This window comes from Achromobacter pestifer, assembly GCF_013267355.1.
GTDB classification, from domain to species: domain Bacteria; phylum Pseudomonadota; class Gammaproteobacteria; order Burkholderiales; family Burkholderiaceae_B; genus Achromobacter; species Achromobacter pestifer_A.
This window is the reverse complement of the sequence record NZ_CP053985.1, coordinates 5,893,774-5,907,029: the sequence shown is the minus strand read 5'-3', so window position 1 is coordinate 5,907,029 and position 13,256 is coordinate 5,893,774. Positions and strand designations below refer to the sequence as shown.

Genomic DNA, 13,256 nt, shown 5'->3' with positions numbered 1-13,256 from the left:
ACGGGAACCTTAGCTCTCGGTTTTCCATAGGCGGGAAGCCCGCCCCCTATTTTCCCGATTGAGAAAATCCATGGAGATAATCGCCATTTTCAATTATTAGTAAGCTAATAGATAGGATACAATCTATTCCATGAACACGCCCACCGACTCCCAGCTCATGGCCACCACCTCCGCCCTGATGGTCCTGTCGCGCGCCTATCGCGGCGCCGCCGACAAGGCCTTGGCCGACTACGGCCTGTCCCAGGCCACCGCCTGGCCCGTGATCCTGGCCGGCCGCCTGGGAGACGGCGTGCGCCAGGGCGCGCTGGCCGAAGCGCTGGGCGTGGAAGGCCCTTCGCTGGTGCGGGTGCTGGACCAGCTGGTCGCCGCCGGCCTGATGGAACGGCGCGAAGACCCGCACGACCGCCGCGCCAAGACCCTGCACCTGACCGACGCCGGCCAAGCGCTGCGCGCCAAGGTCGAGGACGTCCTGGTCGATCTGCGCCGCAACCTGTTCCGGGGCGTGAGCGAAGCGGACCTGCAAGCCTGCCTGCGGGTCTTCGACAGCCTGAAAGTCACCCTGGGCCGCGGCGGCGCCGGCACCCAGCCGCAGGACGAACAAGCGTGAAACTCCCCAACGTCCGCGAAACCATCTTCTCGCTCAAGAGCTACCTGAGCGCCATCATGGCGCTCTACCTGGCCTACAGCATGGGTTTGCCGCGTCCGTTCTGGGCCATGACCACGGCCTACATCGTGGCCCAGCCCTGGTCGGGCGCGGTGCGCTCCAAGGCGCTGTACCGCCTGATCGGCACGTTCGCCGGATCGGCCATGACGGTCTATATGGTGCCGCGCCTGTCGAACTCGCCCGTGGTCATGACCGCCGCCATGGTGCTGTGGGTGGGCGCCTGTCTGTACATGTCGGTGCTGGACCGCACCCCGCGCTCCTACCTCTTCATGTTGGCGGGCTACACCGCCGCCATGATCGGTTTTCCCAGCGTGACGGCCCCTGCCCAGGTATTCGACACCGCGCTCGCCCGCGTCGAGGAAATCACCCTGGGCATCGTCTGCGCCACCCTGATCCACAGCATCGTGCTGCCGCGCGGCCTGGCCCCGGCCCTGACGCTGATGCTGGACAAGGCCGTGCGCGACGCCCGCAACTGGATGCACGACACGCTCAGCGGCCAGGCCACCGAACAAAAGGACCGCGACCGCCGCGTGCTGGCCAACGACATCACGCAGCTGCGCCTGATGTCCACCCACGTGCCCTTCGACACCAGCAACCTGCGCTGGACCTCGGGCGCGGTGCGCGCCATGCAGGACCAGATCGCGTCCCTGACGCCCACCGTGTCCGCCGTGGAAGACCGCATGCGCGCCTTGCAGGCCGGCGGCCAGCCGCTGCCGGAGCCGGTCACGGCCTTGCTCGCCGACATCTCCGAATGGATCAACGCGGGCGCCCAGGCCACGCATGAAAGCGCGGTGCACTTGCGCGCCGCCGCTACCCGGCTCACGCCCACGATCGACAGCCGCTCCAGCTGGCGCGACGTGCTGCTGGCCAGCCTGATGACGCGCTTGCGCGAACTGGTCGACACCTATGACGAATGCCTGGCGCTGCGCCGCGAAATCCGCGCGGGCCTGGCGGGCGCGGCGCCGCGCGCACCGCGCGCCAACCGCGCGCCGAATGCCGCGCTGCATCGCGACCACGGCATGGCGCTGCTGTCGGCGCTGGCCGCCGGCGTGGCCATTTCGGTCTGCTGCGCCTTCTGGATCGGCACGGCCTGGAGCAACGGCGCCACCGCCGCGCTCATGGCCGCCATCTTCAGCTGCTTCTTCGCGTCGCAAGACAATCCGGTCCCCGGCATCATGCAGTTCCTGACCTACACGGTGTATTCGATCCCGCTGTCGGCGCTGTATCTGCTGGGCATCATGCCCGCCCTGCACTCGTTCGAGATGCTGGCCCTGGCCATGCTGCCCACGACCTTCGTGCTAGGCATCTTCATCGCCCGGCCCGCCACGGCCGGCAAGGCCATGGCGATGCTGTTCGGCTTTCTGGGCACGATGGCGCTGCAAGACACCAACACCGCCGACGTCGTGTCCTTCATCGATACGCAGGTGGCGCAGTGCATGGGCGTGGCCACGGCCGCCATCATCGCCGCCATCTTCCGCACCGTCAGCGCCGACTGGAGCGCGCGCCGCATCCAGGCCGCCAACTGGAAGGAGCTGGAAACGTTGGCGAGCTCGCCGCGCGCGCCTTCGCGCCATACCTACGCCGCCCGCATGCTGGACCGCATCGGCCTGCTGCAGCCGCGCCTGGCGCTGGCCCAGCGCCCGGACGACCTCGTCGCCGCCGACGCGCTGAAGGACCTGCGCGTGGGCCGCGACATTACCGAACTGCAACGCGCCCGGCGCCATCTGCCCATGGCCGAACCGGCCATCCAGCCGGTGCTGGACGGGCTGGCGAAATTCTTCCACGCCCGCTCGGCCTGGCAGATCGGCGAGAAGACACCCGAGTTCCTGGCGCAGATCGACCGCGCGCTGGCCAGCGTGGCCTCCACGCCCCCGGGCGCCGCCGCCCGCGACCGCGCCGTGGTCGCCCTGGTGGGCCTGCGCCGCGCCTTCTTCCCCGACGCGCCCGACTACAAACCCGCCCATCCGACCCTGGAGGGCCAAACATCATGATCGGCGAATTCAATCTCTATGGCGTCTATTTCCCCTGGCTGCTGGTGCTGGGCGTGGTGACCCTGGGCGTGGCCTGGGCGGTGCGCCGCGTGCTGGCCCGCGCCGGGCTGTACCGCCTGGTGTGGCACCCCGCGCTGTTCGACCTGGCGCTGTTCGTGGTGCTGCTGTACGGCGTATCCCTCATTTCCCCCTATTTTCTCCAGAGATAAGCATGAAACTCCCCAATGCCCTGCGCCCCGCAGCCATCGGCAAGTTCGCGGTGACCGCCGTCGTCGTCGCCGCGGCCGCCTACGCCGGCTGGCAGCTCTGGGTGCACTATGAAGTCGAACCCTGGACCCGCGACGGCCGCGTCAAGGCCTACGTGGTGCAGGTCGCGCCCGATGTCTCCGGCCTGGTGACCAGCGTGCCGGTGCACGACAACCAGGACGTGAAGGCCGGCGACGTGCTGTTCGAAATCGACCGCGCGCGCTTCCAGCTGGCCTACGACCAGGCCCAGGCCTCGGTGCGTTCCGCGCAAGTGGCGCGCGACCAGGCGGTGCGCGACGCCAAGCGCAACCGCTCGCTGGGCCAATTGGTGGCCGCCGAAGCGCTGGAGCAAAGCCAGACCAAGCTGCAGCAGACCGAAGCCGCGCTGGCCCAGGCCGAAGTGCAGCTCGATACCGCGCGCCTGAACCTGGAGCGCAGCCGGGTGCTGGCCGTCAACGACGGCCGTATCACCAACCTGGACCTGCGCGCCGGCTCCTATGCCACCGCCGGCCGCGGCGTGATGGCGCTGGTGGACTCCAGCTCGTTCTACGTCGAAGGCTACTTCGAGGAAACCAAGCTGCCCGGCATCCATGAAGGCGATCCCGTCACCGTGACGCTGATGGGCGACTCGCACCCTATCCGCGGCCACGTCGAAAGCATCGCCATGGGCATCGCCGACCGCGACCGCAGCACCGGCGCCAACCTGCTGCCCAACGTCAATCCCACGTTCAACTGGGTCCGCCTGGCGCAGCGCATCCCGGTGCGCGTGAAGATCGACGACGTGCCCGAAGGCGTGCGCCTGGTGGCCGGCCAGACCGCCACCGTGTCGGTGGATTCGGGTCCGGCCCACGCGCTGGCCGAGACGCACCAGCCGTCCTGACCGGCCGTCCTGATCGTTCCTTTTTTCCAACCCTGCTTTCTTATCGACGCACAGCCGTAATTGCCATGAACACCAGATACCTCCTGCCTCTTACGCTGGCCCTTGTGCTGGCCGGATGCACCACCGTCGGCCCGGACTACCAGGTGCCCGCCGGATCGGTGGCCGAGCGGCAGAGCGCGCAGACGCCATTCACGGAAGCGCGCGACGCCGTGTTCCGGCAGGATGCGGTGCCCGGCCACTGGTGGCGCCTGTACGACGACCCGGTCCTGGACGGGCTGGTGGAAAAAGCCCTGGCTGCCAACACCGACCTGCGCGTAGCCAGCGCCAACCTGGAACGCGCCCAGGCCGCGGTGAAGGAAACCCAGGCGCAGCAACAGCCCACGATCGGCGTCAATGCCACGCCCAGCTTCGGCCATGTATCCGGCTTGCAGGAGCTGCAACCCGGCATCGATCCACCCAACCGCTGGTCCTACTCCATGGGCGCCAGCGTGTCGTATCAGCTGGACCTGTTCGGCCAGATCCGCCGCGCCGTGGAAGCCGCCAGCGGCGACGAGCAGGCGGCGCAGGCCGCCTACGACGCCACCCGCGTCACCGTGGCCGCCGAGACCGCCCGCGCCTACGCCAATATGTGCGCGGCCGGCATGCAGCTGGCCTCCGCCCAGCATTCGGTGCAGGTGCAGCAGCAATCCCTGGACGCGGTCGACCGCCTGCAGCGCGCCGGCCGCGGCACGGCGCTGGACGTGACCCGCGCCCGCAGCCAGCTGCAACAATTGCAGGCCAACCTGCCGCCGTTCCAGGCCCAGCAGCGCACCGCGCTGTACCGCTTGGCGGCGCTGACCAGCCAGACGCCCGGCGAGATCTCGCCCGCGCTGCTGCAATGCGCCCAGGCCCCCCGCCTGACCGAGACCATCCCCGTGGGCGACGGCGCCGAGCTGCTGCGCCGCCGTCCTGACATCCGCCAAGCCGAACGCACGCTGGCCGCGGCCACCGCCCGCATCGGCGTGGCCACGGCGGACCTGTATCCGAAGATCGCGCTGGGCCTGTCGGCCGCCTCGGGCGGCCCGGCCGCCATGTTCGGCGACCGCGGCACCTTCAGCTGGAGCGTCGGTCCGCTGATCTCTTGGACGATCCCCAACACCGGCGCGGCGCAGGCCCGCATCGCCGAAGCCCAGGCCAGCACCAAGGCCGCGGCGGCGCGCTTTGACGCCAGCGTGCTCAATGCCCTGCGGGAAACGGAAAGCGCGCTGGTGGTCTACGCGCGCCAGCTGGACCGCGACGCCGCCCTGCGCGCCGCGCGCGACCAGAGCGCCGAGGCCGCCTCGCAAGCGAGCCGCCTGTTCCAGTACGGCAAGACCGACTACCTGACGGTGCTGGACGCCGAGCGCACGCTGGCCAGCAATGAAAGCGCGCTGGCCGCCTCGCAGGCGGATCTCAGCAACGACCAGATCGCGCTGTTCCTGGCGCTGGGCGGCGGCTGGGAAAAGTGATCAATGCACCGACGTGCCGTCCGGCGGCGTCTGGTTCAGGCCCAACGCGGCCTCCCAGCTGCGCAGCGGCACGCAGGTCTTCAGGCGCACGATGGCACGTTCGATCAGCGCCGGATGCAGCGCGTGTCCCACATTGCTGGCGATGTCGATGGTCGAATCCCCGTGCAGTTCGCTCAGGCGCGCCTGGGCGGCCTGGATGTGCGCCACGCTCATGATGGGATCGGCCTCGCCATGCAGCAGGTGCAGCGTGGTGTACTGCGGCGCGGTCTTGGGCAGCTGGGCATAGCGGCCTGAAAACGCGATGACGCGGCCGGCCATGCCGTCGTGCGCCTGCACCAGTTCCAGCGCCATGATGGCGCCCTGCGAAAAGCCCGCCAGCGCCGTGTCCGATTGCAGCAGGCCGAAACGCGCCTGCGCCTCGCGCATATAGGCTTCCAGGGGCGGCAGCGCCCGCGCCACGCGCTCGGGCCGGTTTTCCTCGGTCACGCCGCGCACCGAGAACCATTGCCGGCCCTCGCCGCCGCCGTCGAAGGGCTCGAAACCCTGGGGCACCAGCACCGCCGCGCTCGGGAACGCCGCGCGCACGGCTTTTGCCAGCGGCTCCATGTCGTCGGGGGTGCCGCCCACGCCGTGCAGCAAGATGAACAGCTGGCGCACGTCGACGCCGGCATCGGGAAGGAATTCGATAGAAGTGGAAGACGCCATGAAACCGCTCCGTGCTGGCTGGGGCCGCCAAACGGCCCCGGAATAGCTGCATTGTAAAATGCGCGCCTTGAAGCAACCTTTGCCGCACCGCCACGGACCGGCTGGCTTGCGCGGCGTTGCCCGGCGGGCAGGCCCGCATGCCCGTGCCTGATGGTCCGCCGCCGCGGCAACCTCCTACCCCAGCAATGCAAACTCCGACAACAGAATCCGGCGCCACGCCTGCCGGCCAGAACCAGCTGCATCGCGTGCTCAAGGCGCGCCACCTCACGATGATAGCGTTGGGCGGAGCCATCGGCACCGGCCTGTTCGTGGCCTCCGGCGCCGCCATCGCCCAGGCCGGACCGGGCGGCGCGCTGATGGTCTACCTGGCCATCGGCCTGATGGTCTACTTCATCATGACCAGCCTGGGCGAACTGGCTACCTTCATGCCGGTATCGGGTTCCTTCTGCACCTATGCCTCGCGCTATGTGGATGGGGGCTTCGGCTTCGCGCTGGGCTGGAACTTCTGGATCAGCTGGGCCACGGTGGTGGCGGTGGACGTGGTGGCCGCGCAACTGGTCATGGCGTACTGGTTCCCCGACACGCCGGGCTGGATATGGAGCGTGCTCTTCCTGGCCCTGACCTTCGGCCTGAACGCCTTTTCCGCGCGCAGCTTCGGCGAGGCCGAATACTGGTTCGCCATCATCAAGGTCGTCGCCGTGCTGTGCTTCATCGGCGTCGGGCTGGCGATGCTGGTCGGCATCATCCACAGCGGCACGCCCGTGGGCCTGGTCAACTGGTCGGTCGGCGATGCGCCCTTCGTGGGCAATGCGGCCACCTGGGTGGGCGTGGCGATGGTGGTGGCCTATTCGTTCCAGGGCACGGAACTGGTGGCCGTGGCCGCCGGCGAATCCGAGAATCCCCGCCGCAACGTGCCGCGCGCGATCAACCACGTATTCTGGCGCATCCTGCTGTTCTACGTGCTGGCCATCCTGATCATCGGCCTGCTGCTGCCCTATACCGACCCGCAACTGCTGCGCAACGAAGTGGAAGACATCGCCGTCAGCCCCTTCACGCTGGTGTTCCAGCACGCCGGGCTACTGTCGGCGGCCACCGTGATGAACGCCGTGATCCTGACCTCGGTGCTGTCGGCCGGCAATTCCGGCATGTACGCGGCAACGCGGATGCTGTTCAACATGGCGGCGGAAGGCCAGGCGCCCGCCGTGTTCCGGCGCGTGACCCGCAGCGGCGTGCCGCTGTACGCGCTGATGGCCACCGCGCTGCTGGCCTGCCTGTGCCTGTTCAGCCTGGTGTATAGCCCCAAGGCCGTCTACATCTGGCTGCTGAACTTCGCCGGCATGACCGAGTTCATCGTGTGGCTGAGCATCGCGGTCAGCCATTACCGCTTCCGCCAGGGCTATGTGAAGCACGGCTACGACACCGCCGACCTGCCCTACAAGGCCGGCCTGTTCCCCTTCGGCCCGCTGCTCGCCTTTGTGCTGTGCCTGCTGGTCACGCTGGGCCAGAACTACCAGGCCTTCCTGCAAGACCGCATCGACTGGATCGGCGTGATCTCCACCTACCTGGCGATCCCGCTGTTCCTGGCTTTGTGGATCGGCCACCGGCTGGTGCGAAAGTCGCACTGGATCCGGTATGAGGATATGCGGTTTTATGGGCTGGATCTGGATCGCGCGGCGGGTGTGCAACCCTCGGTATCTACGGTAGAAAGCGCGCGGGTTTAGTCTTGATCCGTATGCCCGGACACGACTAGAATCGTATCCAACACGGCCCACCCCTCTGCATCGAAAGGTGTACGGGTGGGTTTTCTTTTGGGCTACCGCGTTACCGGCGCAAAACTATTCGCGGCGCGCTCCGCCCCTTTTAACTACTGTATATACATACAGCTATAATGACGCATCGGCCACTACCCCGGTTCCTGCCATCCAGGAACCGATTGCCATGCAGTCCCCAGAACGTATCCATCCCGCGTTGTGGCGCGCCACCCAGTTGGCCCAAGGCGCCGCCCGCACCCTGCCCACCGGGCATGCCGCGCTGTCCGCCGAGCTGCCGGACGGCGGCTGGCCGCTGGGTTCCCTGAACGAATTGCTGGTCCCGCACCCCGGCATCGGAGAAATCCGCCTGCTGCGTCCGGCGCTGGCCCAACTGGAAACACGCCGCGCCATTGCGCTGGTGCAGCCGCCGCACGCGCCCCACATCGCCAGCTGGATGAGCTGGCGGCTGGATCCGCGCCAATTGCTCTGGGTGGCGCCTGAAAAACCCGTGGACGCGCTCTGGGCCGCCGAACAGATCCTGAAGAACGGCAGCTGCGGCGCGCTGATCTGCTGGCTGCCCCATGTGCGCCCCGAATCCCTGCGCCGCCTGCACCTGGCCGCCCAGGCCAGCGACCTGCTGTTCATCGCCGTGCGCCCCAGCAGCGCGGCGCAGAACGCCACGCCCGCGCCCTTGCGGCTGGCGCTCGCGCCGGCTGCGGGCGGCCTGTCCGTCCACATCCTCAAGCGCCGCGGGCCTGCCTGCGACACGCCGCTGTACGTGGGCCTGGACACCGGCGTCACCACTCCTGTTACTCCCCGCCATGCGCCTCTGGATCGCCGCCTTCCTGCGCTGCCTGCCGCTGGACGCACTGCGCCCGCACTGGCCGCTTGAGGGGCAGGCGTTCGCGGTCCTGGAACAGGAACGCGTCGCCGCCCTGACGCCCGCCGCCCGCCGGGCCGGCGTCAAGCCGGGCATGCGCCGCGCCGGCGCGGCCGCCATCGCCCCCGGGGTCGAACTGCTGCCCCGCGATGTCCAGGCCGAGGCCGAAGCCTTGCAGGGCGCGGCGCTGGCGCTGCTGCAATACACCCCCGAAGTCGCCCTGGCCGACGGCGACACCCTGCTCCTGAACGTGGGCGCCAGCCTGATGTTCTTCCGCGGCCCCAAAGCCCTGCACCGTCGGGTGGCCGCCACGCTGCGGGCGCTGGACCTGCGCGTCTCGCTCGGCATGGCGCCGACCGCCGCCGGCGCCTGGCTGCTGGCGCGCAGCCCCGGCCGGCGCGCGCCCCGGCGCACCCTGACGCTGCCCACGTTGACCCGGCGGCTGGACGCCCTGCCGCTCTCCTTGCTGCCGCAGGCGCAGGCCCGCCGCGACTGGCTCGACGACATCGGCTGCCATACCCTGGCGGACCTGCGCGCCCTGCCGCGCGCGGGCCTGCAGCGGCGCAGCGCGCCTGAACTGCTGCAGGCCCTGGACGCCGCCTACGGCCTGGCGCCCGAACTGCATCGCTGGATCGAGCCGCCGCACCAGTTCTCGCGGCGCATCGAACTCACCGACTACGTCGAACACACCGACGCGGTGCTGGCGGTGGCGCGCCGGCTGGCCGAACAATTGGGCGGCTGGCTCAGCGCCCGGCAACTGGCCGTGCGCCGCGTGGTGCTCAGCATGGAACACGAACGCGGCCGCCACGCCCGGCCGCCCACCGAACTGGAGCTGGCCCTGGCCCAGCCAGTCTGGCAGGCGCCGCAGATCCTCCACTTGCTGCGGGAAAAGCTGGCCCGTTTCACCCTGGAAGCGCCCGTGATCGCCGTGGCGCTGCTGGCGCCCGACACGGTCGAGCAGCCCGCCGCCAGCACCACCCTGTTCCCCGAGCCCGGCGGCACGCCCGCCGACCATGCCCGGCTGCTGGACCTGCTGGTGGCGCGGCTGGGCCGCGATCAGGTGCGCCATGCCCACCCGGTGCCCGACCACCGCCCCGAGGCCGCCAACGCCTGGGGCGACGCGCTGTCTCCGCCCCAGCGCCCCGCGCCCCTGCCCGCCCTGCTGGACCGGCCCTTCTGGCTGCTGGACCCGCCGCTCCCCTTGAAGCTGTCCGGCCACCGGCCGCAGTACGGCGGCCAGGCGCTGCGGCTGATGCGCGGCCCGGAACGCATCGAAAGCGGCTGGTGGGACCCGGCCCTGACCGTGCGCGACTATTTCGTCGCCGAGGACGCCGCCGCCGCGCGCTACTGGATCTACCGCGAGCGCGACGACGAACACGCCCGCTGGTTCCTGCATGGGCTCTACGCCTGAAGCGGCATGCGCATGGACGACGACGACACCCCCGGCATCCTGGCCCAGCTGCCCGGCTATGCCGAGCTGCAATGCCAGTCCAATTTCTCTTTCCTGCAGGGCGCTTCGCACCCCGAGGAACTGATCGACCGCGCCGCTGAACTTGGCTACGCCGCGCTCGCCATCACCGACGAATGCTCGCTGGCAGGCGTGGTCCGCGCCCACGTGGAGGCCCGCGCCCGCAAGCTGCCGCTCCTCATCGGCGCCACCTTCGAACTGCGCGCCGCGCCCGACGCCGCGCCGCTGGGCCTGACCCTGCTGGCGCAGACGCGCGAGGGCTACGGCAACCTGTCCGAACTGATCACCCTGGCCCGCACCCGCGCGCCCAAGGGCGAATACCGACTGGCGCCCGAAGACCTCACCGACCCGCCCTCGGGCTACGCCCATCTGCAACACCTGCCCGAATGCCTGGCCATCCTGAGTCCCGCCTACGGCACCGACGCCGACCGCATGTCCGAGCAGGCGCGCTGGCTGGCGCGCGTCTTCCCCCATCGCGCCTGGGTGGGGCTGACCCTGCTGCACCGCTCGCGCGACGACCTGCACCGCGCCGCGGTCGAACACGCCGCGCAGGCCGCGGACCTGCCCATCGTGGCGCTGGGCCAGGTGCAGATGCACCTGCGTTCGCGCAAGCCGCTGCACGACACGCTGACCGGCATCCGCACCCGCCAGCCGGTGTCGCAATGCGGCTACGAACTGTCCGGCAACGCCGAACAGCACCTGCGCACGCGCATGCGGCTGGCCAACCTGTATCCCCCGCAGGCGCTGGCCCAGACGCTGGCCGTGGCCCGCCGCTGCGCCTTCTCATTGGACGAGCTGCGCTACGAATACCCGGACGAAATCATTCCGCGAGGCCACACGCCGGCGACCTATCTGCGCCAGGAAACCCTGGCCGGGGCCGCCCGCCGCTTTCCGTCCGGCACGCCGGACAGCGTCACCACGCAGATCGAAAAAGAGCTGGCCCTGATCACGGACCTGCACTACGAAGCCTATTTCCTCACGGTCTACGACATCGTCCAGTACGCCCGCGGGGCAGGCATCCTGTGCCAGGGCCGCGGCTCCGCCGCCAACTCCGCGGTCTGCTACTGCCTGGGCATCACCGAAGTGGATCCGGTGCGCGGCAACAACCTGTTCGAACGCTTCATCAGCAAGGAACGCAACGAGCCGCCCGACATCGACGTGGACTTCGAGCATCAGCGCCGCGAAGAAGTCATCCAGTACATCTACCGCAAATACGGCCGCGACCGCGCCGCGCTCACCGCCGTGGTCATCTCCTACCGCCCGCGCAGCGTGCTGCGCGATACCGGCAGCGCGCTGGGCGTGGACGCAGGCGTCATCGACGCCGTGGCCCGCGCCCACCAATGGTGGGACGGCAAGAAGGAAATGCTGCGCACGCTGGGCGCCTGCGGCCTGGATCCCGAATCGCAGGTGGCGCGCCAATGGGCGGCGCTGGCGCAGACCCTGATGGGCTTTCCGCGCCACCTGTCGCAGCACCCCGGCGGCTTCGTGATTTCACGCGGCAAGCTGTCGCGCCTGGTGCCCATCGAGAACGCCGCCATGGCAGACCGCAGCGTCGTGCAATGGGACAAGGACGACCTGGACGCGCTGGGCCTGCTGAAAGTGGACGTGCTGGCGCTGGGCATGCTGTCAGCGCTGCGCCGCACGCTGGAGCTGGCCGGCCAGCGCCGCGGCCAACCCTTGCGGCTGCAGGACATACCCCCCAGCGACACGCCCACCTACGACATGATCTGCGACGCCGACACCATAGGCGTGTTCCAGATCGAATCCCGCGCCCAGATGACCATGCTGCCGCGCCTGCGCCCCCGCCAATACTACGACCTGGTGGTGCAAGTGGCCATCGTGCGGCCCGGCCCGATCCAGGGCGGCATGGTCCATCCCTACCTGCGCCGCCGCCAGGGCAAAGAGCCCGAAACCTATCCCAGCGAAAAAGTGCGCGAGGTGCTCAGCCGCACCATGGGCGTGCCCATCTTCCAGGAACAGGTCATGCAGATCGCCGTGGTGGCCGCCGGCTTCACGCCCGGTGAATCCGACCAGTTGCGCCGCTCCATGGCGGCCTGGAAGCGCAAGGGCGGCGTGGACAAGTACCGCGCCAAGCTGGTGGGCGGGCTGCTGGCCCATGGCTACGCGCTGGATTTCGCCGAAGCGCTGTTCCGGCAGATCGAAGGCTTTGGCGAATACGGTTTCCCCGAAAGCCACGCCGCCAGCTTCGCGCTGCTGGCCTATGCCAGCTCGTGGCTCAAGCGGCACGAGCCCGAAGCCTTCCTGGCCGCCCTGCTCAACTCTCAGCCCATGGGCTTTTACGCTCCCGCCCAACTGGTGCAGGACGCTCGCCGCCATGGCGTCTGCGTGCTGCCGCCGGATGTGACGATCAGCGGCTGGGACTCGGCGCTGGAGACCCTGCCCGATGGCCACCCGGGTGCCCGCCGGACCGCGCATCTCCACGCGCCCCCGGCCGATGGCGTACGCCCCGCCGTCAGGCTGGGCCTGAGCCTGATCCAGGGCGCCCGCGAGGACGCCGCCCGGCGCATCGAAGCCGCGCGCGCCGCCGCCCCCTTTGCCGACACCGGCGACCTGGCCCGCCGCGCCGCGCTCACCCGCCACGACCTGAACGCCCTGGCCGCCGGCGACGCCCTGCGCACATTGGCGGGCCACCGCCGCCAGGCCAGCTGGGAAGCCGCCGCCAGCGTGCAAAGCCGCGACCTGCTGCGCGATGCCGCCATCCAGGAAACCCAGGCGCCGCAGTTGTCCGCTCCGTCCGAGGGCCAGACCGTGGCGGCCGACTACCGCAGCGTGGGGCTGACCCTGCACAGCCACCCGGTGGCGCTGCTGCGCGCCCAATTGGCGGCGCGCAATTTCCAGCCCGCTTCGGTGCTCAACGGCTACCCCGACAAGCGCGTGGCGCGCGCCTGCGGCATCGTCACCGTGCGCCAGCGTCCGCAAACCGCCAAGGGGGTGATCTTCGTCACGCTGGAAGACGAGACCGGCCCCGTCAACGTGGTCGTGCGTACGGAACTCATAGAACGCCAACGCCGCGAACTGCTGGGGGCCGCGCTGCTGGGCGTCTATGGGTCCTGGCAAAGCGTGGACGGGGTGCGCCACCTGATCGCGCAGCGGCTGGTGGACCTGTCCGAGCTGCTGGGCGACTTGAACACCCAGAGCCGCAATTTCCACTAAGCGCTCCGGC

General features: G+C 69.6%; 10 protein-coding genes. 9 read left to right on the top strand and 1 reads right to left on the bottom strand.

What is annotated here, in order from left to right; genetic code table 11:
* The first annotated feature begins 130 nt into the window (after positions 1 to 130).
* From FOC84_RS27895 to FOC84_RS27875, 5 genes are all read left to right on the top strand, one after another.
* Positions 131 to 607 carry a MarR family winged helix-turn-helix transcriptional regulator gene (locus FOC84_RS27895; RefSeq protein WP_173147992.1) on the top strand — a complete coding sequence of 159 codons (477 nt, stop codon included), beginning with the start codon at positions 131 to 133 and terminating at the stop codon, positions 605 to 607.
* Positions 604 to 2,655, top strand: a complete 2,052-nt coding sequence (locus tag FOC84_RS27890) for an FUSC family protein (protein WP_173147990.1) — start codon at positions 604 to 606, stop codon at positions 2,653 to 2,655. Before FOC84_RS27895 ends, FOC84_RS27890 begins: the two co-directional genes overlap by 4 nt.
* On the top strand, positions 2,652 to 2,864 hold the full coding sequence (locus tag FOC84_RS27885) for a DUF1656 domain-containing protein (protein WP_173147988.1): 213 nt from the start codon (positions 2,652 to 2,654) through the stop codon (positions 2,862 to 2,864). Before FOC84_RS27890 ends, FOC84_RS27885 begins: the two co-directional genes overlap by 4 nt.
* A gap of 2 nt (positions 2,865 to 2,866) precedes the next feature.
* The gene (locus tag FOC84_RS27880) at positions 2,867 to 3,781 is read left to right on the top strand and encodes an efflux RND transporter periplasmic adaptor subunit (RefSeq protein ID WP_173147985.1); all 915 of its coding nucleotides are present in this window, start codon (positions 2,867 to 2,869) and stop codon (positions 3,779 to 3,781) included.
* A 65-nt stretch (positions 3,782 to 3,846) separates the two neighbouring features.
* Complete coding sequence (locus tag FOC84_RS27875; protein WP_173147983.1) at positions 3,847 to 5,268, top strand: efflux transporter outer membrane subunit; 1,422 nt, start codon at positions 3,847 to 3,849, stop codon at positions 5,266 to 5,268.
* On the opposite strand, the gene ypfH is transcribed toward FOC84_RS27875, so the two are convergent.
* Complete coding sequence (ypfH, locus tag FOC84_RS27870; protein ID WP_173147981.1) at positions 5,269 to 5,973, bottom strand: esterase; 705 nt, start codon at positions 5,971 to 5,973, stop codon at positions 5,269 to 5,271.
* Positions 5,974 to 6,158: 185 nt separating this feature from the next.
* Between ypfH and FOC84_RS27865 the strand changes: the two genes are divergently transcribed.
* The 4 genes from FOC84_RS27865 (at position 6,159) to FOC84_RS27850 (ending at position 13,246) form a co-directional block, all read left to right on the top strand.
* Positions 6,159 to 7,694 carry an amino acid permease gene (locus FOC84_RS27865; RefSeq protein ID WP_254241800.1) on the top strand — a complete coding sequence of 512 codons (1,536 nt, stop codon included), beginning with the start codon at positions 6,159 to 6,161 and terminating at the stop codon, positions 7,692 to 7,694.
* 217 nt (positions 7,695 to 7,911) lie between these two features.
* On the top strand, positions 7,912 to 8,616 hold the full coding sequence (imuA, locus tag FOC84_RS27860) for a translesion DNA synthesis-associated protein ImuA (protein ID WP_173147979.1): 705 nt from the start codon (positions 7,912 to 7,914) through the stop codon (positions 8,614 to 8,616).
* Positions 8,546 to 10,015, top strand: coding sequence for a Y-family DNA polymerase (locus FOC84_RS27855; RefSeq protein ID WP_173147977.1), 1,470 nt, complete (start codon positions 8,546 to 8,548; stop codon positions 10,013 to 10,015). Before imuA ends, FOC84_RS27855 begins: the two co-directional genes overlap by 71 nt.
* Before the next feature lie 6 nt (positions 10,016 to 10,021).
* Positions 10,022 to 13,246 (top strand): error-prone DNA polymerase, encoded by a 3,225-nt coding sequence (locus tag FOC84_RS27850; RefSeq protein ID WP_173147975.1) that lies wholly within the window; start codon positions 10,022 to 10,024, stop codon positions 13,244 to 13,246.
* Positions 13,247 to 13,256: the final 10 nt, after the last annotated feature.

Excerpts from the sequence above, each read along its gene's own strand:
- FOC84_RS27895 (WP_173147992.1), top strand. The coding sequence starts at position 131 with ATGAACACGCCCACCGACTCCCAGCTCATGGCCACCACCTCCGCCCTG.
- FOC84_RS27885 (WP_173147988.1), top strand. The coding sequence starts at position 2,652 with ATGATCGGCGAATTCAATCTCTATGGCGTCTATTTCCCCTGGCTGCTG.
- FOC84_RS27880 (WP_173147985.1), top strand. The coding sequence starts at position 2,867 with ATGAAACTCCCCAATGCCCTGCGCCCCGCAGCCATCGGCAAGTTCGCG.
- FOC84_RS27875 (WP_173147983.1), top strand. The coding sequence starts at position 3,847 with ATGAACACCAGATACCTCCTGCCTCTTACGCTGGCCCTTGTGCTGGCC.
- ypfH (WP_173147981.1), bottom strand. The coding sequence starts at position 5,973 with ATGGCGTCTTCCACTTCTATCGAATTCCTTCCCGATGCCGGCGTCGAC.
- FOC84_RS27865 (WP_254241800.1), top strand. The coding sequence starts at position 6,159 with ATGCAAACTCCGACAACAGAATCCGGCGCCACGCCTGCCGGCCAGAAC.
- imuA (WP_173147979.1), top strand. The coding sequence starts at position 7,912 with ATGCAGTCCCCAGAACGTATCCATCCCGCGTTGTGGCGCGCCACCCAG.
- FOC84_RS27855 (WP_173147977.1), top strand. The coding sequence starts at position 8,546 with ATGCGCCTCTGGATCGCCGCCTTCCTGCGCTGCCTGCCGCTGGACGCA.
- FOC84_RS27850 (WP_173147975.1), top strand. The coding sequence starts at position 10,022 with ATGCGCATGGACGACGACGACACCCCCGGCATCCTGGCCCAGCTGCCC.